Consider the following 22,410-nt stretch of genomic DNA (forward strand, 5'->3'; position numbering starts at 1 on the left):
TCGACGGATCAGCTGGCTGTCACCCCAAATGCACCGGCCGCGGGCGTAGGAGCCAGCGATATCAGGCCGCGGCCAAGCACAAGCTGGGAGGAACTGTGTCCGCGCTCAAGTCCGCCATTGCCTGGCCCAACGACAAGGTCTACCTCTTCTTCGACGACAACCACTACGACAGGTACGACGGGATCACAGGCAACCTCGAAGCCAGCGGCAGGCCCATCGCTGCGTGGGACGGGCTGGCCACATCACCTGACGCCTTCGTCTGGTGGGGAGCCGGCAAGGCCTACGCCTTCCTCGGTTCGACGTACGTCCGATACGACGAGTCCAAGGATCGCGTCGACCCCGCGTACAGGCCGCCGGACGGCCACCCCCTCCCCCTGGCACCCAGTTGGCCGGGCCTCCCCGATGGGTCACGCGGCGGCATGAATTGGCAGGCCGGCATCGACGCCGCCATGAACTGGGGAACGGGCAAGCTCTACCTCTTCAAAGGTGATTCCTACCTCCGCTACGACATCACTGCCGACCGGGTCGACCCTGCGTACCCACGGAAGATCGCCTCAGCCTGGCCCGGGGTCTTCACGGCCGGCTTGGACGCTGCCCTCTACCCAGGGGGCGCTTCGCCTACTTCTTCCACAACCACACCTACCAGCGCTTCGATGTGGACGAGGATCGCGTAACCGAGAGCGGCGCCCTCTCGACGTTCCACCCCACCACACCCGCAGGAGCGCTCCAGCCCGCGAGGCTTCTCACGGCCCCCCAAGCCAACGGGTTGCTGGCGGACCTGATCCGGCGCGGCAAGCTCACCCTCAAAAGCCCGCCCTTCGTGGACGGCCCCGCAGGTGTCGTCTCCCCGAAACCAGACCAGCGCGTCGCTGTGAAGCCCCCACGGATCGATGGCATCCGCTACACCAACGAGATCGCTCCCAGCGCCGACGTCATGGACAACATCGACCAGCGGATGCTCATGGCGCTCTACCGGCTCACCAGGTGGCTCAACTCCTCCGCACCGGACGTCGCGGAGGTTCTTCACCTCGGGATCGGCCACGGTTCCGGACCGCCCAATGACTGCCACAACCAGGGGCGCGCCCTCGACTTCTCCGGCCTGGTCGGCAAGGTAGCCGGCACCTCGTTCCACAGGTCCGTACAGACACACTGGGGCTCCCTGCCCAACGGGCCCAGCGTGCGGATATCGCCTTCCGTCGACCCTTTGGCCTTCTCCCTCTTCTCCACCGCCTTCCGGTACGCGACGTTCGAATGTGAGGCCAACGGCATCGGCGTCGGAAACAAGTGGCCCGTGCCGGACCTTGGGGGCTCGGGATTCGTCATCTACCCCGACTACGGGGGAGACCCCCACCTGCGCGCAGCTCACCAGAACCACATCCACATGCAGGTAGGACGTACACGGGCATGACCTGGCCACGAGAGACGGGCTCATCGCTGTGGCAGGCAAAGGCCTTGGTGCTGCTGGGCGGAAACGACGACGGGGACCGGCCGGCCACCTCCAGGGAGTGACTGTGCCCTCAGACACGGCCTTCGAAGCTCCTGGGGAAAGCACCCGCCGCGATCGTCATGCGGCTATCTCCATACCGGCCCTGTCAGACCGGAGAGGGGCTGCGCAACAGTCCTTCGCCTGGCAGGCTGTGAACGGTCCGATCTCACCGCGGCTTCCTCCGGGGGGCGCCCGGGCCGGTGAGTCCTGCAGGCTCCAAGATCGTGCGGCTTCCCAGGCCCAGCGCCCCCACCCCTACTAGGGTGTGTTTCGAAAGTAGCGTCGTCCGCCCGGAGGGCGGGGCCGGGGGCGTCTGGGGCGTGCGATCGCAAGGCGGAGGTCGGAGAGCGCAGCGGGCTGCGCCGACGGCCGACAACGCCGCGAGCGTGCGTGCCGGGCGTTCCCGGCCAGACGGGACTTTCGAAACACGCCCTAGGCAGCCAGGAGACCCGCCACCCGGCCCAGGATCGCTGACACAGCGGCCTTTGCCACCAGGCTCGTCGCATGAGGCGCGGCACGAGTCACAGTTCCCTGGCTGGGTGAGAATCCAGGTCCGAGGAGTCGAACGAGGCTCGGCCGTACATGGCTCGCTTGAGCATATTCACCCGGTGAATGTGTCCTTCGACGGCGCCGGAACACCAGGGCATGGTGAGGCCGGCGGTGACGGCGTCGAGGTGGACTGAACCCGTGCCCTGCTCGAGGGCGATCCACCGGGCTGATGCTTCCGCTGGGTAGGCACCCGGCTGTGATGCGGATCCCGGGCTGCAGCGCCGGGTCTGAAAGCAACTCGCCTCCGACCCACGTGGTTGAGCCGGGACGGACACGGAAGATCCACCTGTGGTCGTACCGGAGGGAGACCAGCGGCCGATGACGGCCGGCCCGCGCGCTTCTACCGTCACTTCCATGAAGACGTCACGCACACTGCGCCCGGCGACCGCCGCGGTCGTCGCCCTCCTCACCCTGGCCACAGCCGCTCCGGCGGCGTTCGCACAAGCTCCGGCCGTCCCGGCATCCGCCGCCGCCGCCACGACCGCTCCCGCCTCCGGCCCCGCCCGCCCCGCGGCCACCGGTGTGCTGCTGCCCGAGCCCACGGGCCGGGCGGAGGTGGGCCGTTCGGCTCTCCACCTCGTGGACCCCTCGCGGCCAGACCTCTGGATGCCCGAGCGCCGGCGCGAGCTGATGGTGGACCTGTACTACCCCGCGCGCTCCACGGCGGCCGCACCCTCCCGGTACGCGGACCGGCGCGAGGCGCAGCTGCTCCTCGCGGAGGTGGGGGTGCGCGAGGAGGCGGTCGTGGAGACGCTGAGCGCCACGCGTTCCCACAGCTCCCTCCACGCCCGCCCGCAGCCCGGGAAGCATCCGCTGGTGCTCCTCTCCCCCGGCTTCGGGGCGCCCCGGTTCACCCTGACCACGCTCGCCGAGGACCTGGCGAGCCGCGGTTACGTGGTCGCCGCGGTGGACCACGCCTACGAGTCGTCGGGGACGGTGTTCCCCGGCGGGCGCGTACTGACCTGTGTGGCGTGCCGGAAGGCCGAGACAGCAGAGGACATGCGCAAGGCGACCGTCAACCGCGGACGGGACCTGTCGTTCGTTCTCGACCGGCTGACCGGCCCGCGCCCGGCGTGGCGATACGCCGGCCTCATCGACCGGCAGCGTATCGGGGCCGCCGGCCACTCGCTGGGCGGTGCCGCGGCGGCCTCCGTCATGGCGAACGATCACCGCGTCCGGGCGGGCGTCAACATGGACGGCGCCTTCGGGGACCCCGTACCGGAGCAGGGGCTCGGTGGACGGCCGTTCCTGATGTTCGGCACGGACGACGCCGCCCACCAGCCGGGAGGCGAGGACGCGACCTGGGACGCCGCGTGGCGGAACCTGGACGGGTGGAAGCGGTGGCTCGCGGTGACGGGAGCACACCACTTCACCTTCTCGGACGTGCCCGTCCTCTTCGACCAGCTGCGCGTGCCGTACCCGGACGCGCAGCCGACGATCCCGGCCGCACGCGCGATCGGCGTGGTGCGCACCTACACGGGTGCCTTCTTCGACCTGCACCTGCGGGGCCGGCCCCAGCCGCTCCTCGACGGCCCCGCGGCGGACAACCCGGAGGTACGGTTCAACCACCCCGGGCGGTAAGGCCGCACGCTGCGCCGGCGGCCCTTCACAACGGACAGCCCTCGATCAAGGCGGTGACCGGGAGCTGCGGCGGACAGGACCTTGGGCTGATGCAGGACGGCCACCGCCCCTTTCGATGCGGCCGAGGCCGATGACGTAACGCCCAAGGTCCTGTCCGTTTCCGGGGAAGCAGGTGTGCAAGAGGGCGGCCATCGTGTCCACCCCGGGCACGGTGGATCGCTCCGGCGTTGGTTGCAGCCGGAGAATCCAGCTCAGCGGCGCCCGGTGGATTTTCTCTGCAGGGCCCAGACGTAGTACCAGGGATTGTGGGTGGGCCTGCGGCTGCCCTTCTCCGCGACCAGGGCGCCCAGGACACCCAGGACGCCGCCGCCTCCGCCGAGGACCGTGAGTGCTGATTCCAGAGCAGGTCCATACACCGCGACAAGGACCGCTCCGGTCGTTCCCACCACCGCGCCCGTGGTGGCGAGGGCCCGCGTGCGCCGGGCCTGCGTCATCTGTGCCCGCAGGCCGTGTACGTGCTCGCTGATCTCCTGCGACAGTACGTAGAGGGCACGTTCGGACTGCACGCAGTCCATGGCGTCGTCCATGCGCAGCAACGCCAGGCGCAGGAAGGCGCGGAACGCTGTGTAGGAATCGAACTCCTCAACGGTGATCTGAGCGAAGTCCCGCAGCCCGACCCCGGCCAGGAACGGCAGATCGATCTCCAGGACCGGGCGCACCAGGGGGCCCGTCAGGGGCCGCGCCGTGGCTGTCTCCACAGCACGGCCGTTGCGCACCAGGAAATCGACCGCGGATGGTCCCGTGTACGGGCCGCGTGTTCGCCGGTGTCCCCGGCGGTCGTTCCCGGGGCGGCCGTACGTCGGCAGATACCACACCAGCCCTGCCCGCAACAGCGGCTCCGCCTCCAGCACCCAGCGTCCCAGCTTGCCGGGATCCGGGCAGAACATGCCGTACGGCTCCGCAGCCGGCGGCCGGGACTGGGCCGCACCGAGCGGCACCGCGTCCACCGGGTCGAACGGCTGACTGTCACCCCCTCCCACGGCGCCGAGCCGGATGAAGTTGCCGTTACCGCTGTGCGACAGCAGCAACGTGTCCGAGACAAGGGGTACCCGTTGCGTCAGCCGGGTGAAGTCCCGCTGCCGGGCGGCCAGCCCGACGCAGAAGGGAACACCCTCCAACCTGCGCCGGTCCCGCAGCGTCACCTCATCACGCACCCACGACGCACGCAGCACATAGCGGCCATACGCCTGTGCCACGGCTTCCGGATCACCACGCTTGCTGCGATCAAGCTGCTGGAAAAAGGCTGTCATCTGACGACCGACCGCTTCGTTCTGCACGGCACTTCCGCGAGAGAACACCCTGCGAGGATCCTCCAGGCGCCGGTAGGAAGTCCAGAGGCTGACGGCTCCAGCGAAGCGTGGCCGTGGTCCGTGGTCCGTGGTCCGCCGCAAGCTGCGGGCGCCGCTCGGCTGCTCCCCGGGTAACACCGACATCGACGCTGGACACTCACGCTTTCGGACGTTCTCCCGGGTCCGGCCGAGCAATGGGCATCATGGGCGCAGGGGCAGCACCACCAGATCCTCCCGGTGGGAAGCCGTGCGCTCGGGGATGACGCGTTCCCCCGACACAAGGGGCGTCGCAGCCCGTCCAGACCCGCCAGCGAAGTGGCTGCGACCATTGCGCATACGGCCGGGGGCATGCTCAAGGCACCGGCCCTGGCCACCCGAAACCGCCCCCGCCCGATCAGCGAGGCACTGGCGTGGCACAGCAGGACCGAACCCGCGCACGACAACCGGTGGCGTCCCCAAACCGGCTGACTGTGCGCAACACGGGGCAGCCCGGGGGCTGCCCCGCCACCAAGCGGCGGAGCCGGACACGGGCCACCTGCCGGCCACGACAGCCCCTAAACCGGCGTCAGAACTGCCGGACCAGCATCCATATGACGAAGGCTACGACCAGCACCCCGATCGCCCGGTCCATGGTGTACCCCTTGCGGGTGGGCTCGGTGGCGTCCGGGTTCTTCACCCAGCCCCGCTGCAGGGATCTGTTCATCTTCCACAGCAGTTGCGGACGTATGACCTGGACCAGGCCCATGACCAGAAAGAGGCCCAGGAACGGAATGAGGAGGAAATTGCCGCCGTCGCCGCCCGCAGCGACCCGCACCACCGCGTAGTAATCCATGAATCCTCTGATGCCCGAACTCCCCCACCGATAACGGAGGATGTCGTCCGGTGGATGGTTGAGTACACCGTCCAGCCGCCACTCGGCCGGGTCGGTCGTCAAGGACGCCCGGGTTGGGGATCCGGCAGGGGTCGGTTCCACGACGGCGCCCCTGCGGGCCAGTCCGCCGGGAGGGGGGACAGTGCGCAGGAATGCCGAGCGGCCAGACGCTCACCACCGCGTCTTAAGCGTGCGTACCGTCCGCCGCTCCCCGGCACGGCTCTCCGGCCGTCGTGGTGTGGTCCGCATCGCCGTACCGGCAGACGGCCGGCAGCGTACCGGCAGACGGCCGGCAGCCGGCCCGGGCGCCGCGCCCGCTCGCCTGCCGATCGGCGGCGCCCAGCGGCAGCCCGGTTTCACTGTGCGCGCCCTGCGGGAAGGGCGGCCGTCTGTCAGGCGTTGGTGTACTGCGCGGCGTACTGCCTGCTGGGCGGGACGACGGTGATGACGTCGACCAGTACACCGTCCGGGGCGGCGATGATGAAATGGCGCTGGCCGAACTCCTCCGTACGCAGTGACAGAACTTCGGGCAGGCCCGCCCCCGTCACGAGTCGCCGGTACTCGGAGTCGACGTCGTCCACCTCGAAGTTCAGCAGCAATCCGCCCTGCAGCGCGGCCCGGTGGCCTTCGGGGACGGTCGGATGGGCGTGGCCGAGGAGGGCCAGTTCGTAGTGCGGGGCGTCGGAGCGGCGCAGGCTGACGTACCAGTCGGCCTCGAAGGTCACTCCGAAGCCGAGGTGGCGGGTGTAGAAGTCGCGGGAAGCCGCCACGTCGCGGCTGGCGAGCACCGGGTAGAAGCCGCTGAGCCTGTTGGGCACGGTCGTGGGTTCGCTGGTCATGACAGTGGTTCTCCAGTCCCTTTTCACATACCCCGGGTATGTGAGTCGTGGCGCTAGCATACCCCCGGTACGCGAAAGGGAAAGGGCGGTGCGGACGATGACGGTCAGCCGGGCGGAGCAGCGGGCGGCCACGCGGCGGGCGCTGCTGGACGAAGGACGGCGACGGTTCGCCGCCGAGGGGTACCACCATGTGGTGCTGGCCGAGGTCGCGCGGGCCGCGGGGGTGACCAAGGGGGCCGCGTACCACCACTTCGACAGCAAAGCCGGGCTCTTCCGGGCCGTCGTCCGCGAAGTGCAGCAGGAACTGGGCGAGCGGGTCGCGACCGAAGCCGAACGGCACGAAGACCTCTGGGAGCAGCTGCGGGCGGGCTGCCGGGCCTTCCTCCAAGCGGGCACCGACCCGGCCGTGCGGCAGATCCTGCTGACCGACGCACCGACCGTCCTGGGCTGGGACGAATGGCGCGCCCAGGACGAGGAAGCCTCCGCCCGCCACCTCGCCGAGGCCCTGACCGCGCTCACCGAGGCCGGCATCATCACCGGCCAGCCGGCGCAGCCCCTGACCCGGCTGCTCTCGGGGGCGATGAACGAGGCCGCGCTCTGGATCGCACGAGGTGGGGACACCCAGGCCGCGGAAGTGGCACTCGACCGGCTCCTGGCGGGACTGCGCACCCCGGCCTGACCCCCCACGCGCCCACACCATGCGCGCGGGTCGGTGCGGCGAAGGCTCACCGCGTCAACGCCGCGCCCCGGTCAGCTCTGAGGAGACCGGCGTCGCCCGTCAGCAAGGCGGTGGCCGGCACCGTCGCCGGGCACAAGCCGACTCGCCGCCACGGGAGGAACCACGCGGGCTTACGTCACATCAGGGCCCCTTCCTGGCCTCGGTGAACAGGAGCCCTAACCACCTCCAGCGCCCGGCGGACAACATCCCCAGAAGCGGCGAGCAGCGGCAGACGGACGGCCGGGGCAGGGATGCGGCCCCGGGCATACAGCACCGCCTTGATCACAGCCGGGTTCGGCTCAGCGAAGAGCACGGCCGACAGGCGGGCCAATACGGCCCCCAGACGGCGGGCCGGACCAGCGGCCCCGCCATGCCACAAAGCGATCAACTCGGCATAATCGGCGGTACAGATATTCGCCGATGCCAGGATGCCTCCATGAGCGCCCGCCGCCAACAGGGGCGAGATGACGGCGTCGTCGCCGCCGAGCATCGCAAAGCCCGGATCCGGCCGGCCGAGCAGTTCCATCGTGGCGGCGTCGATCGACCCGGTGGCGTACTTGACGCCGACGACTTCCGGAAGATGTGCGAGGGTGCGGAGCGCGCCGGGGCTGAGGGGCTGGCCCGTGCGGTAGGGGATGTCGTACACGACCAGCGGCAGGCCGCCGTGTTCGGCGAGGGCGGTGAAGTGCGCCAGCGTTCCCGCCTCACCGGGTCGGGTGTAAGGAGGCGCGGGCACCAGCGCCGCGGTGACGTCACCGTCCTCGGCGAGCCGGCGAAGTGACGTGATGGCGGCGGCCGTGTCATTGGTGCCGACGCCGACGATCAGCGGAGCGCGGTGGGCCCGGCACGCGGCCGCGCAGACACGGACCACGGTCTGCTGCTCCTCGGCCGTCAGCGTGGCCGCCTCCGCGGTCGTCCCCAGAGCGACGAGTCCCCGCGCACCGCTGGAAAGGGCCTCGTCGGCGAGGCGGGCCAGGGCGTCCGGAGCGACGCGCAGATCTTCGGTGAACGGCGTCACCAGCGGGACGAACAGGCCACGGAGATCGATGTCGGTCTTCATGCGACCAGCCTCACCCAGGACAACCCAGTAGAACCAGTTCAGGCTTCTTGGCTCATACGTAAGCTGTCCTTATGCTCGATGTGCGACGCCTCCACCTGCTGCGTGAACTGGACCGACGCGGCACCATCGCGGCCGTGGCAGAGGCCCTGGCCTACACCGCCTCGGCCGTCTCCCAGCAGCTGAGCGTCCTCGAGCGCGAGGCGGGGGTGCCCCTGCTGGAGCGCAGCGGCAGGCGGGTGGTACTCACGCCTGCGGGGCGGACCCTCGCCGCGCACGCCGACGCCGTTCTCGAACGTCTCGAACGGGCGGTCTCCGAGCTGGCCGGCGCCCGCGAGGGCATCGGCGGGTCGCTGCGGATCGGTACGTTCCCCTCCGGCGGCCCCGCGATCGTGCCCGCCGCCCTGGCCGAGCTGGCCCTGCAGCACCCCACACTCGAGCCGATGGTGCGGGAGATCGACTCGGCTCGGGTCTCCGACACTCTGCGAGCCGGCGAACTCGACGTGGCGCTCGTTCACGACTACGACTTCGTCCCCGCGTCACCCGACACCGCGATCGAGCAGGTGCCACTGCTGGAGGAGCCGGTGTTCCTTGCCACGGGCGGCGCCGACCGCACCGGCCAGGTCGCGCGCTCTGATGTCCGTGGTGGCACGCTGGCGGAGCTGCTCGGACCGTGGGCCACTTCGCCATGGATCACCGCACGGGACGGTACGACCGGGCACGCGATGGCCGTACGCGCCTGCCAGGCGGCCGGCTTCCAGCCGCGCATCCGTCACCAGGTCAACGACTTCCGTACGGTCCTGGCCCTGGCCGCGATCGGGCAAGGCGCAGGCTTCGTACCGGAGATGGCAGCCGACCCAGCACCGGAGGGCGTAGTCCTGACCCGGCTCCCCCTCTTCCGCCGCTCCCGGGTCGCCTTCCGCGCGGGAGGCGGCACCCATCCGGCGATCGCCGCGTTCGTGACGGCGGCACGGGCCGCGGTGACCGCCTTGGGCAGTGCCACATCAAACGCTGCGCCATGAAGCGTGGGTCGGGGATGGGCGGCTCTCCCGCCGGCTCGCTCCCCGTTGCACCGCCGCCGGTTCGTGGCGTGCGGCCGGGGCCCTGAGGGCGGCACATTTCCGTGCCCGGTTCGCTCACACCCACGCAGGCGCAGAAGCCCCACCCATCCGGGGTGTCACGTGCGTAGCCGCCGAGATGGGGGGCTCGCGGGCAAGCGCGCGCACGTGGATGCGCTGGTCACGGGCCGAGTGACCAGCAGTCCAACGGTTAAGGGGCCGTCAGCCCGCCATGGTCTGCCTGCCCGGGCCCGTGTGCCGTCGACGCGGCAGGAGTCGGTGCCGGTTCGATGACGGTGCCGTAAAGGTGAAGGTGGTCGGGGGTGGTGGCGACGCCACCACCCCCGACGCCTCAGCGTCGACGAGACCGGCCGGACCAGGTGCCGCCCACACCGGCCACGTGCAGAGCCAGCAACCCCAGCCCGATGAGCATGATGTTGGTCGATGAGAAGACGTCGTTGGTGGTGATGTCGCCGGCGTTGATGACGAACGCGATGAAGAACAATACCGCTGCCGCTATACCGAGCATGAGTGTCCCTTCCCTCAGCGATGACACCCATCTGCCCCCTGCCGGCGACTAGATGCTGCCAACATGACGTGCTTTCGTCAGCAGGGCTGTCCAGTCATCCTGGGGGCAGCATCCGCGAGTGAGGCGCGCGGCTGAGTGTCCCGCATGCGGCAGGCAGTAGAGGTGTGCCGGCGGGAAGCGGGAGTTATCGGCGGCCGTGCCAGTCGAGGCAGACGACCATGGCGTCGTCGTCGGCGTCGATGGGGCCCCGGTGGCCGGCGAGTTCGTGGAGTACCGCGCGGGGGACCTGGGACGGGGGCAGCAGGCGGGTGGCGGTCATCGCTCGCGTGAGCGCGGTTTCGCTGTAGCGCTCGCCGGCCGGTGAGGCGACGTCGTAGACGCCGTCGCTGAGGAAGAAGAGACGGTCACCGGGCAGGACGGTGAACGGCTGGGCCGCGTAGATGGTGTCTTCGAACATGCCGAGGGGAAGCTGGGCTTCGAGTTCGATCGGCTCGGCTTTGCCCTGCCGCAGGCGCCACATCTTCGGTGATCCGGCGTCCACGATCTCCACCTCTCCGGTCGCCAGGTCGAAGCGCAGGAGGAGAACGGAGAGGTGGGCCGCTCCGTGGTAGTGGCCGTAGATGGCCTGGTCGGCCAGGAAGGCCTGGTCGACGAGTGACAATCCGGCTCGTCGGGCGTTGCGCAGGGCATTGATGGCGAGGTTGGTCAGGAGCGCGGCCTCGATGCCCTCGCCCATGCCGTTGGTCACGGTCAGGGTCAGGTGATCGGCGGAGGCGGACCAGTCGAAGTTGTCACCGTAGATCGCGTAGGCCGGTTCGAGCTGTGCGCCGATCTCGTACTCGGGTCGTGCGCAGGAGCGGCCGGGGAGGAGTTGCCATTGCATTTCGGCGGCGAGGGTGAGCCTGTTCGCCCGGCGGGCCTGGAGGTAGAGGTCCGTGTCGCGTTCGGCTACGGCGATCTCGTGTCCCAGGACTTCCGCGATCTCATGGAGTTCTCGCTCGGTCTGTTGGTTGTACTGATCTTCGGGGAGGCGGACCGTGAGGACACCGATGCGGTCTCCGCGCACACTGACGGGGAAATGGGCGATGACATGGGTGGCGCGGGCAGGGCGTTCCACATGAGGCTGCTGGGACCCGAAGGCACGCCCCGGGGCGCTGGCGTGTACGGAGACCGGCTCAGCGGTGTAAGGAAGGGCGTTGACCGGTTGCAGTATGGTCATCGCGTAATCGGCCATGAGCAGGTCGACGGAGACGGCCGTGTAGTGGGTGGTGAGCGCATCCTGTACCGCTTCGTAGAGCGCGTGCGGAGCTGCTCCCCTCAGCGCGCGTTCCACAGCCGAGAATCTGTCCACCGTTCGATTACCACCTGTTCAGGAAGAATGATCAAAAAGGAGCGTATGGCCTCTTATGTCGCAGAGACTGACAAGGCCGTCGCTAAGTGTCACAGTTGAGGGCATGCATTCCGAGACTTCTTCAGGCGCTGACCGGGATGCTGCCGCATGCGCCGCCCGCGAGGTCATTGAGCTGCTCGAGGTCCTCTGGAGCAAGGGGCGCCACATGGCGTCGCCGGCCCCGGTGTCGTCTTCGCAGCTGCGCGCCCTGTACGTCCTGGACCGCGATCAGCCCATCAATCTGCGCACTCTGGGTGAGGTGCTGGGATCGGCGCCGTCGTCGGTGAGCCGGATGTGCGACCGGCTCGACGCCCTTGGCTTCGTGGAGCGGACCCCCAGTTCATCCAGTCGGCGGGAACTGGAGCTGCGCCTCTCCAGCCGCGGCGAAAGCTACCTGAGGGACCTGCGATCGCGCCGGGAAGCCGCACTTCTCGAGGTCATTTCCGCCATGCCACCCGCGGAGCGCGCAGCGCTCGCGGCCGGGTTGAGCGGCTTCCGGGTCGCGTTCGAAGGCGCCGCCACCAAAGCCGCCGGTGACGCAGCGGAGTCCGCCTGACCGTCGGGCACGGTCGGCATGTCGTCCGCTTCACTGGTTCACCTGCCTTCGCTCCTCGGGCGTGCCCGCGGGGTGGGGCACCCTGAGGCCAGCATGAGGTAAGAGTGTTCCTCGCACGCACACTTGTCAAACGACAACTGTTGCGCCGAGGTAACTGTCTATCCTTCGCACCGCGCGGCTTGAGACCCGCGCTTCGGGTGTCCCCTAGGCGCCTCCACCCAGGGACGCTACCCGTTCCAGGTTCGCCCGGAAGGTGTCGCACGCCTCCTTGACCGCCTGGAGCTGGGCGTCGGACGGAGGAAGCGCTGCCGCGATGGCGCCCTCGTAGTCCGCCCGCAACTCCTCCACAGCCGCGGCGCCCGCGGGCGTCAGTACGAGAACCGCCCTCCGGCGGTCGCCGGCGTGGAGGCGACGGTCGAGAAACCCTGCATCCTCCAGGCGCCCACACAGACGGCTGACTGATGCCGGCGTCATGCCCAGAATCCTGCCCAGCTCGGTCACCCCCAGCGCCGCGGACCGCTCCACCGCCGCCAGGGCCCGTAGCGTGAGGAAGGGGACGGGGCCCGGAGCACACAAGGCCACAAACTCCCACAGGGCAACCAACGTGGCTGCCGCCTTCGTCGCATCGGCCTCGCCTCGGACCGCCGCCCTGCTCTCCTGCACGCCTGTCCCACATGTCCGTCTGGGATTGTTCGCCTGGGCTGCCACTCGCGTGCCGCCTGGGCTGTCCTTCGCGTACCACCCGGGAATCACGCCCGTTTCTTGCCCTGCAGGTGCCCGGCATTGGCCGCCACATACCTGCCTCCCGCAGCGGGTTCCCGCACCACCGGAGCCGGGGTACATTTGCCGCGCGACAACTATTGCGAAGGTGGATGGAAATGAACGCCAGTGAGCCGGAGGCTCGCACGCATGTCCTCGCGGCTCTGCGGGAGCATCCTGACAAGGTGGCCGACCGTTGGGTGCAGCTGCAGTTGGAGCAGGCGGCGCTCGGGAGCGGTACGACCGAGGCCGAGCTGCGGGAGGAGGCCGACGCTCTGGTCGACGCGTTGCGTTCCGGTTTGGAGAGCACGCAGCCAGAGGGCCGAGTGGTTGCCACCCAGCCGCTGCTGCACCAGGCGATCGTCGAGCTGTCCCTGCGCCGGGCGCGAGGCGGGGCGACTCCGACGGCCACGTCGCTGGCCGTGCTGGCGCTGAAGGAAGCCCTACTCGAGGCGGTCCAGCACTCCACTCGCGAGGCCGACACGCTCTACTCGGCGGCGCTGCTGGTCAACCGGCTCCTGGACGCCGCCGGCGCGCTGTCGTTCGAGACGTACGTGGAGGGACGAGAGGAGATCATCCTGCGACAGAGCCGGCAGTTGCTGGAGGTGTCCACTCCGGTGGTGCGTCTGTGGGACAAGATCCTGGCGGTGCCCCTGATCGGCACACTCGACACCACCCGCACCCAGGTCGTCATGGAGAACCTCCTGGAGGCAATCCAGCGGGACGAGGCTCAGGTGGCGATCATCGACATCACCGGCGTCCCGACCGTGGACACCGCTGTGGCGCACCATCTGATGCAGACGGTCAACGCGGTACGCCTCATGGGGGCGGACTGCCTCATCAGCGGGATCCGCCCGCCCATTGCCCAGATCATCGCCCAGCTGGGCATCGACCTGTCCCCCATCCTGACCCGGGCGACCCTGGCCGACGCGCTTGCTGCCGCGATGAACCGGACCGAGCAGCCGGTCCCGCGGGCCAGCACTGCGGCAACCCGGTGAGCGCCTCTGTGGGCGCCTCTGCGGGCGCCTCCGTGGAATTGACCACCACCGCCCGCCTGCTGGGGGCGCGAGTTGTGGTGGCAGGCATGCGTCCCGCCGTGTCCATCACGCTCGTGGAGCTGGACCTTCGCCTGAACGGGGTGGAAACCGCCCTCAACGCCGAGCAGGGGATGACCGCGCTTGGCTGGTACCAAGCTCGCCGGCCTCAAGAAGGGGCTGCCGATGATCCCCCACGGTGACCTGACCGAGAACGTACGTACCGCGCCGTCGGGATCCGCCGCCATCAGGCCCGGGCCCGAGTCCGAGCCCCAGCCCGAACGCATCGGGACTGCCACCGAGCACCCGCTCCACTCGGAGGAGGATCTGCTGACCCTCCGCCACGCCGTGCGCGCCCTGACGTTGCGAATGGGCTTCAGCCTGGTGGACCAGACGCGAATCGTGACCGCCGCGAGCGAGTTGGCGCGTAACGCCTACATTCACGGGCACGGCGGTACCTTCACGCTGGAGACCGTTCAACGGTCCGGCCGCACCGGTCTCCAACTGTCCGTGTCCGATCAAGGGCCCGGGATCCCCGACCTTGAGACGGCCTTCATCGACGGGTACACCACCGGATCGGGTCTCGGCCACGGCCTGGGCGGCGCTCGCCGCCTGATGGACGAGTTCGACGTCCAGACCGTGCCGGGCGAGGGAACCACCGTCGTCGCGGTCCGCTGGACCTCTCGCCCGTGACCCCAGCCCCCGGGATGCCGACCGTCCACATCCCCATGGACCACTACAGCGCTGTGTACGCCGCCGCCAACCAGGCGCGCGAGGTCGCACGCGCTTGCGGCCTGCCCGGCGCGCTGCCGGACCGGGCAGCGGTACTCGCCAGCGAGCTCGCCAGCAACATCCACAAGCATGCCCGCGACGGAGCCGTCTACCTCCAGCCCGGCGCCGCCGGCAACGGTATGGACATCCTGGCGGTGGACCAGGGCCCGGGGATCGCCGATCTCGATCTGAGCTTCACCGACGGGTACACCACCACCAACACGCTCGGGGCGGGCCTGGGGGCGGTGCGCCGCATCGCGACGCACTTCACCATTCGCTCCGGATCTGCGTACGGCACCCTCGCCCATGCCTGGATCGCCGACCCCCGGCTCGACCTGCAACCGCCGCCGCCGACCGCCGTGGGCGCGCTGTGCCTGCCGGCATCCGGCCAGGAGCAGTGCGGCGACAACTACGCCGTGGTGCGCCACGGGAAGGTGCGGACCGGGCTGGTTCTCGACGGGCTGGGACACGGCCCCGAAGCCGCCGCGGCCGTCCAGCGGGCGGTACGAACCTTCCATCCGCTCGCCGACCACGGCCTCGCCGACATCATGACCGCCATTCACCGGGCGCTGCGGCACACCCGCGGCGCGGCCGCGGCCGTCGTCCGCACGCATTCCGATCACGTCGAATACTGCGGCACCGGCAACGTACGCGTCTTCACCCTCTCGCCCCAGGGCATCCACCAACAACTCCTCGGACAGCCGGGGATAGTCGGTTACAACATGCCGACACCACGCGTCCACACTCTCCAGCTGCACGGCCGTGACTCCGTTGTACTCGTGCACACCGACGGAATCGATCACCGGTGGGCGCGGGACGCGTCCGCCGCGTACCTGCGTCTCCCTCCACCGCTCATGGTCGCCTCACTGGTCCACCACCACCGCCGACGCCGCGATGACGCCACCGCCCTCGCCATCGGCTCCTGACAAGCTTTGGCACGCGGCGATCACGCGCGGCGACACTCTCGCCGCGGAGCACCGTCGGCTCGAACGTGAACTCGCGGAGACGGACAGCGGAGTTCTGGCTCTGTACGTACAGCTGGAAGCACGCGAGGAGCACATACGAAAGGCTCACGGACGAACTCTGCGTGCGCTGGAGGACGCGCTTCGTCCCCGGCCGCTCGAGGTGGCGGGCGTGGAGTTCGCCGTCCACTACGACCCCACCGGTGTGGACGACCCCACCGGCGGGGATCTGTACGACTGGTTCACCCTGCCCGACGGAACCGCGCACATCACCGTCGTCGACGCCCTCGGACACGGCCTCACGAGCACCCGAACCGCGCTGACAGTGACACACGCCGTGCGGACCCTGGTGCTCGAATGTCATCCGCTCGAAACGATCGTGGAACGCACGGACCAGGTACTGACGCCCTTCGACCGCAACCTCATGGCCACCGTGCTTCTGGCCCGGCTCAACCCCGTCAATGGCGAGCTGCGGCTGGCCAACGGCAGCCACCTGCCCGCCCTCCTCATCCGGTCCGACGGAACCGGCTCCTATCTCGAAGTGCGCGGCCGCGGAATCGGCTACCCCAAACCGGGCAGCCAGCACGTTCTCAGCACGACTCTGGCTTTCGGTGAGCCTGGGCTTTGGTTGCGCCTGGACATAGGCTGGGCTTGGCCAGCTGCGAAGGAGGAGCCCTTGTGTCTCAGCGACTGACAAGGACGTTGCGAAGTGTCACAGTTGAGGACATGCGTTCCGAGAGTTCGCCAAGCGCCGTCCGGGAAGCCGCGCGTTCGGCCCGGGAGGTCATCGAACTGCTCGAAGTGCTCTGGAACAAAGGACGGGACACTACGTCCCCCGCCCCCGTTTCGACCTCGCAATTGCGGGTCTTGTACATCCTTGAGCGCGACCAGCCCATGAACCTGCGCACTCTGGGTGACGTACTCGGATCGGCACCGTCGTCGGTGAGCCGGATGTGTGACCGCCTCGATGCACTGGGGTTCGTGGAGCGCTCGCCCAGCTCTTCCAGTCGGCGAGAGCTGGAACTACGCCTGTCAGGCCATGGTGAGACCTATTTGCAGGAGCTTCGTTCACGCCGCGAAGCCGCCCTGCTCGACGTCATCTCCGCCATGCCGCCCGCGGAACGTACCGCTCTTGCCACCGGACTGAGCAGTTTCTGCCTCGCCACAGAGGACGCCGCTGATCCTGGAGGAGCAACGGACGCGGGCACGACGCCGCCTGTCGCATCCGCCTGAGTCACCGCGGCGTCCGCTCCGCGGCGCTGGAGCTCGTCCGCCCGTGGTCAGTGCAGGTCCATTGGAACCCGCGGACGATGATCACTGGGGCAGGTGAAGAAGCGCAGCCTTCCCATCGACCCGATCACCACGTGTCGGACCGGTGGTGAGGTCGTGCGGGATGCCGCGCGCGCCCCTCGCGCCTCACGTACAGGCGAATGCGCCCCGTTGTCGGCATTGCGGCTTACGGCTGGGGCCGTGACAGTGGGGAGGAGTGTGCACGCAGCTGACGAGCGCCACGAGGGGGACCGTATGAAGTACGTGGGTCCGGTCAAGCTCCAGCCGGTGACCGTGAAAGGTCGACGGGCGGCAGCCATCACGGCTACGGTCTCCGTGGTCAGTGCGCTCGGGCTGGTGACCGCGCCGCCGGCGAGCGCGGAGGTCAAGTCGACGTGCGGCACGTACATTTGCGTGGCCACCGCCTACCAGGGGCGCGACTACGTGCAGGACATCACGGTGACCACGCGCGACGGCATCGCGGGAACGCTGCGCGCTTTCGTGGGCGATTACCGGGCCAGCAAGGCAGGCGTGTCGCGGTGGCGGTTCAGCGTGAACCGGGAGTTCCGTGCGTATCCGCGATTGGCGGTCTGCGGAGGGTTGGACCGCAGCGGCAGGTTCATCGAGAACCACTGCGTCATGATTCCTTGATGCGGCTCCCCTAGCCTGATACGCAGGAGACTCCGGCACGGAAGCTGTGGCAGCCTGCGGGGATGCCATGGGAGCTGCAGGAGCACGCGGGTCGTCACTACGCCGTCCTGTTTCACTACGCCTTGGCCGACGACGCCTGGGCCGTGGAGCTGAGCGAGGCCCGGCCCGCGCCGGCCGACGGGGACGAGGACCCGCATGGCGGGGTGACGTACCTGCCCGGTGCTGCGCTCCTCGTGGCGCTTGTCCCCGACGAGGATCCGAACCTGCGACCTACCGTCCGCGTCTACAGTCCTGACGAACGCGTGATCCCCTACGAGATCATGTGCTGGTTCATGGAGCAGGTGGCCGACCAGGTCGAACGCTGCCGTATCGCCTTCGAGCAGGATGAGCCTGAAATGGTGGAGTAGAGGGGCAGCGACTGGTGAAATTGCTGCGGCATCAAGGCCTTCCTGTGGCCGCGGGCTGGTGATCATCGTGCGGTGGGAGGGCCGGGTGGGGCGGGGCCGTCTCGTTGTCAGTGCCGTGTGGTCCACTGATGTTGATCGTCAGGACCGCCATGGGGGAGGCAGAGATGGGCGCCCGTTCGCATGACGCACCGTACGAAGAGGTTCACCTGGCGGCGGTGGCCGCCGTGGATCTGCTGCGCCGTTTGGCTGCGGAGCCCGGAGAGGGTTCGCCGCCGCTGCCTGCCGAGGGCGACGTCGTGCGCTTTCTGGTGCGTACGCATCCCGGCCGCTATCCGCGGGCCGTTGGCTGCCCCGAATGGCTGACGGAGGCGTGGCGCAGCTGTGACCTGCCGGCGGAGGTCAGGGCGCCGCATCCGACTCCCCCGGCCGACGGTGGTACCGCACTGGAGCGGCTCCGCAGCGACGTGGCGGCCGGCACGGCCGCCGGTGACCGGGCCTCGGCCCATGTAGTCCGGCTGGCGGCGGCCTATGAGGCTGGAGCGCTGACTGCCGCGGACATCGTCGAGGAGTATCCGGCGCGCTGGACGATGCCGATACGCGTGCGCTTCAACCACAAACGGGCTCGACATGCATTCGAACGGGAACTGCGGGCACTCCTCACGAGCTCGTTGGGAACGGACCCGACGGCCTGGCTCAAACTGCTCACCGCGGTGGACGCGGCCTGCCGGCCGGACTGCAGAGACCCTGGTGCGCTGTCCAGTTGGGCGGCGCTGGTGAAGCAGTCGCAGGACACCGTGGCGGCCTCCGCCGACCTGCTTCTGCCCCAGCGCAAGCCAGTCGGCGGGAAGGTCGAGGACCAGCTGTTCCGCGCCCAGTGGTGGTGGCCGGCGGGTGAGGTGCTGCGACGGTGCGACACCGATGTGCTGGACGCCGTGATGACCGAACTGACGCCGAACCTGGGCACTCTGCTGGCGCAGTACGTCGTCGCGCTACGGATCGGCACGCCCAGAGCAGTTCTGGAGCACTTCCTGCGCAGCCGTAACCGTGACGCCCTGCTGGTGATCGCCCGCGGCATCGACCTGACCCCGGGAACGGCGTTGCGGCTCCTGGCGTACGGCGATCCTGAGATCCACCTGGCCGTGCTGGGCCACCACTTCTACGTCTCCGCCGAGGAACGCCGCAGAGTCGTCACCGACCCGGCCGTGCAGCTTGCGCCTCATGCCGACCGCATTCCATGGAACGCACTCCCCGACTGCCTCCACGCGGTCGAACCGGAACTCATCGAGGCTGCCTTCGCCAGCACCCATCGGGCGAAGTTCAAGATGCAGGAGCAACTGACCGGCTGCCTCAACCTGCTGCGGCACGGGGGCCCGTCCCGGCTGTCGGGGCTGCTCGCCACGGGCCACGTCGGCCCAGCGGTCACCCGTATCTGCGAGAAGGCGCTGACCGCTGACGACCCGGAGGCGGCCCTCCGGGCGCGAGCGGCCAAGGAGTTGACCACGCCCAAGCTCGCCGCGCGGTTGCGCCGCCTCGGCCCGCGGGCAGGCGCGGACGCCGCCGACCGCTTGATGGAGCTCTTCCCGGAGCCCGACTGGCCGTATCTGGAGGCCGAGCACGCCCGCGAGCCGTTCCGGTACTGGCCTCAGATGCTCAACCGACCCGGTACGCCGCCCGACGTCGCGGCCCGCAACATCGAGGCGATACGCAGGGACTACCGCCGGCACCGCTCCTACCCGGAGTCCTGGCTCACGGACGACGGTGTGCTGCGCGCCGGGCTGGACCACAGCGCCGACCAGGACGGGGCGGCCGAACAGCTGGAGGACCTGCTCACGGCCGGACTCCTCACCCCCGACGACCTGCTGCGGCGCCTCGGTCAGGGCCCGTGCGTGCTGCGCGTCCTCGGTGACGCCCGCCGCCGGCCGGACGCTCCGCCACAGATCGGGGAGACGGTGGAGCAGCTCGCCGCCTTGGTGCGCGCGCATCTGCCCGTGGGGGATGAGGAGGCCTGGCAGCGGCTGTACCGGCGGCTGACAGGAAGCGACCCGCACCACCCGGAGCGCGGCACCATCGAGGAGCTGCTGGCCGCGTAGGCGAGGGCGGGTCGTTGAAGGATGCTCCTTTGCGGGTGCTCCTTTGAGGGTGGTCCTTTGGGGTGGGTGCGGGGTCGGTTCGGCGGCGGACGCTCGACTCGGTGCGGGTTCCGGGGGCCCGTGCGCGGCTTGACGTACCGGAACGGAGTACGGGCCGGTTCGGCACGGCGGCGCGACAAGCAGGGGGCCGCGAGCTTCAATGCCTGCATGGGAGGCGAGGCTCGCCGCAGGCGTAAGGGTGCACCGCGGGGCGGACAGTGGCCACCGCAGTCGGCCAGGCGGCTCAAGGCAAGCCGGCCGGGCAGGCTGTGGGGCGACATGTGGAGCCGGCTCACCGAGGCCGACTTCTTCAACCACGCGCTTCAGCTTGCCGCGCTCGCGCTGCTGTGTTTCTTCCCCATGCTGATCGTCCTCACCGAGGCGACCGGGCGCGACACCGCGACGGTCGTCATCCGGTGGCTGGGACTGACCGAGGAGGCGGCGGAGGCGGTCGCGTCGCTGATCGTGCCCGGGCCCGGCTCGGACACCGTGACGGTGGTGAGCGGCTTCCTCATGGCGCTGGGGGCCATGGCCGTGGCCGGAACCCTGCAGAGTTGGTACCAGGTGCTCTTCGACGTGCCCGGCCGCGGTATGCGCGACATGACGCTGCAAGTGGGTTGGCTCGTGGGTCTGCTGCTGTTCGGCGCCGCGCAGACCGCGCTGGGCCGTCTGACGGGTGGGCTGCCGCTGCGGAGCCTGACGGGATTCGTCTGGGCGGTGGCGTTCTGGTGGGGCACGATCTGGGTGCTGCTGTCCGGCGCGGTGCGGTGGCGTGCCCTCCTGCCCGCCGCGCTGGTGACCAGCGTGTGCTGGACGGGCCTCGGCCTGTTCTCCGCGCGCTACTTCTCGGAGTCCATCGTGGCGAACGAGCAGCGGTACGGCCCCGTGGGCGTCGTCATAATCATCATCTCGTGGCTGGTGGCGGTGGGTGTGGTCATCCACCTGGGGGCGGTGGTCGGCCGGATGCTCACCGATCGCCCGGGCGGGCACCGTTCCGGCGCTCATGGTCCGGAAACGCCGCCCTCCCGGGGGCCGGGCCCCGGCGCGCCCACCTGAGTCAGGCTCCGGCGGCCGCGCGCTGGATCGCGGTGAGGGTACGCGCCACGTCGTCGTCGGTCGTCGACCAGTTGCTCACCGATATGCGCATGACGCGTCGGCCGTGCCAGGTGGAGCCGCTGATCCAGGCGGTGCCGTCGTCGAGCAGCCTCGTGAGGACCCGTTCGGTGCGGGAGTCGCTGCCGAAGGACGCGCAGACCTGGGTGAACTCCACGTCGTTGAGCACGGTCGCACCGTCGATGGCGGCGATGCCGGTGGCGAAGGCGGAGGCGTGCCGGCAGAGCCGGTCGACGAGGTCGGCCACCCCTGAGCGGCCGAGGGACCGGAGCACGGCCCACACGGTGAAGGCCCGGCCGCGGCGGGAGAGTTCGGGCACCTTGTCGGAGGGATCGCCGTGTTCGTGCTGGATGAGGTAGTCGCCGTGCAGTCCCATCGACGCCCGGAGGGCGGAGGGCTCGCGTACGACGGCGAGCCCGCAGTCGTAGGGGACGTTGAGGGTTTTGTGGGCGTCCGTCGCCCAGGAGTCCGCGGCCGCGCAGCCCGCCGTCAAGCGTGCGTACGCCGGTGAGGCGGCCGCCCACAGACCGAAGGCGCCGTCGACGTGCACCCAGGCGACTGCGTCCCGCGCGGCACGGATCGCCTCGTCGAAGGGGTCGAAGGCCCCCGAGTGGATCTCGCCTGCTTGAAGGACCACGATCACGGGGCCTCCCCCGCCGCCCGCCAGCGTCCGCCGCAGGGCGTCGGGCCGGATGCGCCCCTGGTCGTCCGCCGGCACGATGTCGGGCGCGCCGAGCCCGAGATAGCGCAGCGCGACGTCCACGGCCGTGTGGCGCCCCTCCCCCACCACGACCCGCACCGCCGGTCCCCCGGCCAGCCCGTCACGGGCCGGGTCCCGGCCGGCCCGCCGCAACACGGTGTCGCGCCCGGCGGCGAGGCAGGTGAAGTTCGCCATCGTCGCGCCCGTGGTGAAGCCGACCGCGCTGTCCCGGGGCAGTCCGAGAAGGTCGAGCAGCCAGGTGCTCGCGATCTCCTCCGCAGCCGCGTACGCGGGCGAGACGGTGCGCATCACGCAGTTCTGGTCCCATGCGCTGACCAGCCAGTCCGCGGCGAGGGCCGCCGGCTCCGTACCGCCCACGACGAACCCGTAGAAGCGGCCGCTGGGGAAGGCGGTGAGGCCCGGCTCGCAGGCCGTGGCCAGGAGGTCGACGACGTCGGCGGGAGCGCTCGGGGCCTCGGGCAGGTCCGCGCCGAGCGCCCGCACGATGTCGTCGACCGAGGCCCGGGCGGGGACCTGGCGGTCGGGCAGGTCGGCCAGCCAGCGGAGGGCGTGGTCGTACGCCTGTCGGAGCGCCCTTTCGCGCGCGTCCATACTTCGGACTATGGGACACG

Annotated in this window: 23 protein-coding genes and 1 pseudogene; 16 read left to right on the plus strand and 8 right to left on the minus strand. The window is 69.8% G+C overall.

Features of this window, described 5'->3' with window-relative positions:
• Positions 1-95 precede the first annotated feature (95 nt).
• The 3 genes from EIZ62_RS00090 to EIZ62_RS00100 all read left to right on the plus strand — a co-directional run bounded on the left by EIZ62_RS00090 (position 96) and on the right by EIZ62_RS00100 (position 3,616).
• Positions 96-674, plus strand: a complete 579-nt coding sequence (locus EIZ62_RS00090; RefSeq protein ID WP_167536293.1) for a hemopexin repeat-containing protein — start codon at positions 96-98, stop codon at positions 672-674.
• The gene (locus tag EIZ62_RS00095; protein WP_156690672.1) at positions 656-1,408 is read left to right on the plus strand and encodes a hypothetical protein; all 753 of its coding nucleotides are present in this window, start codon (positions 656-658) and stop codon (positions 1,406-1,408) included. Before EIZ62_RS00090 ends, EIZ62_RS00095 begins: the two co-directional genes overlap by 19 nt.
• Before the next feature lie 981 nt (positions 1,409-2,389).
• The gene (locus tag EIZ62_RS00100) at positions 2,390-3,616 is read left to right on the plus strand and encodes an alpha/beta hydrolase family protein (protein ID WP_156690673.1); all 1,227 of its coding nucleotides are present in this window, start codon (positions 2,390-2,392) and stop codon (positions 3,614-3,616) included.
• A gap of 251 nt (positions 3,617-3,867) precedes the next feature.
• On the opposite strand, the gene EIZ62_RS00105 is transcribed toward EIZ62_RS00100, so the two are convergent.
• The 3 genes from EIZ62_RS00105 to EIZ62_RS00115 form a co-directional block, all read right to left on the minus strand.
• Positions 3,868-4,953 (minus strand): hypothetical protein, encoded by a 1,086-nt coding sequence (locus EIZ62_RS00105; RefSeq protein ID WP_156690674.1) that lies wholly within the window; start codon positions 4,951-4,953, stop codon positions 3,868-3,870.
• A gap of 577 nt (positions 4,954-5,530) precedes the next feature.
• On the minus strand, positions 5,531-5,797 hold the full coding sequence (locus EIZ62_RS00110; RefSeq protein WP_167536294.1) for a DUF6199 family natural product biosynthesis protein: 267 nt from the start codon (positions 5,795-5,797) through the stop codon (positions 5,531-5,533).
• A 431-nt stretch (positions 5,798-6,228) separates the two neighbouring features.
• Positions 6,229-6,675, minus strand: coding sequence for a VOC family protein (locus EIZ62_RS00115; protein WP_208827715.1), 447 nt, complete (start codon positions 6,673-6,675; stop codon positions 6,229-6,231).
• A gap of 97 nt (positions 6,676-6,772) precedes the next feature.
• Between EIZ62_RS00115 and EIZ62_RS00120 the strand changes: the two genes are divergently transcribed.
• Positions 6,773-7,354: a TetR/AcrR family transcriptional regulator gene (locus tag EIZ62_RS00120; protein WP_156696102.1), complete on the plus strand. Its 582-nt coding sequence runs from the start codon at positions 6,773-6,775 to the stop codon at positions 7,352-7,354.
• 175 nt (positions 7,355-7,529) lie between these two features.
• Here EIZ62_RS00120 and dapA read toward each other — a convergent pair whose 3' ends face one another.
• The gene (gene dapA / locus EIZ62_RS00125; protein WP_156690675.1) at positions 7,530-8,453 is read right to left on the minus strand and encodes a 4-hydroxy-tetrahydrodipicolinate synthase; all 924 of its coding nucleotides are present in this window, start codon (positions 8,451-8,453) and stop codon (positions 7,530-7,532) included.
• A gap of 71 nt (positions 8,454-8,524) precedes the next feature.
• Here dapA and EIZ62_RS00130 point away from each other — a divergent pair, with 71 nt between their 5' ends.
• A complete protein-coding gene (locus EIZ62_RS00130; RefSeq protein ID WP_156690676.1) occupies positions 8,525-9,472 on the plus strand; it encodes a LysR family transcriptional regulator in 948 nt (315 codons plus the stop codon).
• A gap of 388 nt (positions 9,473-9,860) precedes the next feature.
• Here the strand turns inward: EIZ62_RS00130 and EIZ62_RS31815 are convergent, their stop codons facing one another.
• Both EIZ62_RS31815 and EIZ62_RS00135 read right to left on the minus strand, forming a co-directional pair.
• Positions 9,861-10,037 carry a hypothetical protein gene (locus EIZ62_RS31815; protein WP_167536295.1) on the minus strand — a complete coding sequence of 59 codons (177 nt, stop codon included), beginning with the start codon at positions 10,035-10,037 and terminating at the stop codon, positions 9,861-9,863.
• Between the two features lie 184 nt (positions 10,038-10,221).
• On the minus strand, positions 10,222-11,388 hold the full coding sequence (locus EIZ62_RS00135; protein ID WP_156690677.1) for a PP2C family protein-serine/threonine phosphatase: 1,167 nt from the start codon (positions 11,386-11,388) through the stop codon (positions 10,222-10,224).
• 103 nt (positions 11,389-11,491) lie between these two features.
• Between EIZ62_RS00135 and EIZ62_RS00140 the strand changes: the two genes are divergently transcribed.
• Positions 11,492-11,983, plus strand: a complete 492-nt coding sequence (locus tag EIZ62_RS00140) for a MarR family winged helix-turn-helix transcriptional regulator (protein WP_156690678.1) — start codon at positions 11,492-11,494, stop codon at positions 11,981-11,983.
• Between the two features lie 204 nt (positions 11,984-12,187).
• Here the strand turns inward: EIZ62_RS00140 and EIZ62_RS32205 are convergent, their stop codons facing one another.
• On the minus strand, positions 12,188-12,826 hold the full coding sequence (locus tag EIZ62_RS32205) for a MarR family winged helix-turn-helix transcriptional regulator (protein ID WP_156690679.1): 639 nt from the start codon (positions 12,824-12,826) through the stop codon (positions 12,188-12,190).
• 35 nt (positions 12,827-12,861) lie between these two features.
• Between EIZ62_RS32205 and EIZ62_RS00150 the strand changes: the two genes are divergently transcribed.
• The 10 genes and pseudogenes from EIZ62_RS00150 to EIZ62_RS00190 all read left to right on the plus strand — a co-directional run bounded on the left by EIZ62_RS00150 (position 12,862) and on the right by EIZ62_RS00190 (position 21,021).
• Positions 12,862-13,740, plus strand: a complete 879-nt coding sequence (locus EIZ62_RS00150) for an STAS domain-containing protein (RefSeq protein WP_156690680.1) — start codon at positions 12,862-12,864, stop codon at positions 13,738-13,740.
• Between the two features lie 32 nt (positions 13,741-13,772).
• Positions 13,773-13,979, plus strand: a pseudogene (locus EIZ62_RS32210) (STAS domain-containing protein); the annotation flags it as partial.
• Positions 13,921-14,469 (plus strand): anti-sigma regulatory factor, encoded by a 549-nt coding sequence (locus EIZ62_RS00155; RefSeq protein WP_244375308.1) that lies wholly within the window; start codon positions 13,921-13,923, stop codon positions 14,467-14,469. The pseudogene EIZ62_RS32210 and the gene EIZ62_RS00155, both read left to right, overlap by 59 nt.
• Positions 14,466-15,473: a SpoIIE family protein phosphatase gene (locus EIZ62_RS00160; RefSeq protein WP_156690681.1), complete on the plus strand. Its 1,008-nt coding sequence runs from the start codon at positions 14,466-14,468 to the stop codon at positions 15,471-15,473. Before EIZ62_RS00155 ends, EIZ62_RS00160 begins: the two co-directional genes overlap by 4 nt.
• Before the next feature lie 208 nt (positions 15,474-15,681).
• On the plus strand, positions 15,682-16,203 hold the full coding sequence (locus EIZ62_RS00165; protein ID WP_425281781.1) for a PP2C family protein-serine/threonine phosphatase: 522 nt from the start codon (positions 15,682-15,684) through the stop codon (positions 16,201-16,203).
• A gap of 32 nt (positions 16,204-16,235) precedes the next feature.
• A complete protein-coding gene (locus tag EIZ62_RS00170) occupies positions 16,236-16,742 on the plus strand; it encodes a MarR family winged helix-turn-helix transcriptional regulator (RefSeq protein WP_156690683.1) in 507 nt (168 codons plus the stop codon).
• Positions 16,743-17,033: 291 nt separating this feature from the next.
• Positions 17,034-17,429 carry a hypothetical protein gene (locus tag EIZ62_RS00175; protein ID WP_156690684.1) on the plus strand — a complete coding sequence of 132 codons (396 nt, stop codon included), beginning with the start codon at positions 17,034-17,036 and terminating at the stop codon, positions 17,427-17,429.
• Positions 17,430-17,491: 62 nt separating this feature from the next.
• The gene (locus EIZ62_RS00180; protein ID WP_156690685.1) at positions 17,492-17,836 is read left to right on the plus strand and encodes a hypothetical protein; all 345 of its coding nucleotides are present in this window, start codon (positions 17,492-17,494) and stop codon (positions 17,834-17,836) included.
• Between the two features lie 128 nt (positions 17,837-17,964).
• Entirely contained in the window at positions 17,965-19,926 is a 1,962-nt protein-coding gene (locus EIZ62_RS00185) for a hypothetical protein (protein ID WP_156690686.1), read from the plus strand.
• A 318-nt stretch (positions 19,927-20,244) separates the two neighbouring features.
• A complete protein-coding gene (locus EIZ62_RS00190) occupies positions 20,245-21,021 on the plus strand; it encodes a YhjD/YihY/BrkB family envelope integrity protein (RefSeq protein ID WP_244375310.1) in 777 nt (258 codons plus the stop codon).
• Position 21,022: 1 nt separating this feature from the next.
• On the opposite strand, the gene EIZ62_RS00195 is transcribed toward EIZ62_RS00190, so the two are convergent.
• Positions 21,023-22,390 carry a pyridoxal phosphate-dependent decarboxylase family protein gene (locus tag EIZ62_RS00195; RefSeq protein WP_156690688.1) on the minus strand — a complete coding sequence of 456 codons (1,368 nt, stop codon included), beginning with the start codon at positions 22,388-22,390 and terminating at the stop codon, positions 21,023-21,025.
• Between the last annotated feature and the right edge of the window lie 20 nt (positions 22,391-22,410).

Origin of the sequence: Streptomyces ficellus (genome assembly GCF_009739905.1) — a bacterium.
GTDB classification, from domain to species: domain Bacteria; phylum Actinomycetota; class Actinomycetes; order Streptomycetales; family Streptomycetaceae; genus Streptomyces; species Streptomyces ficellus_A.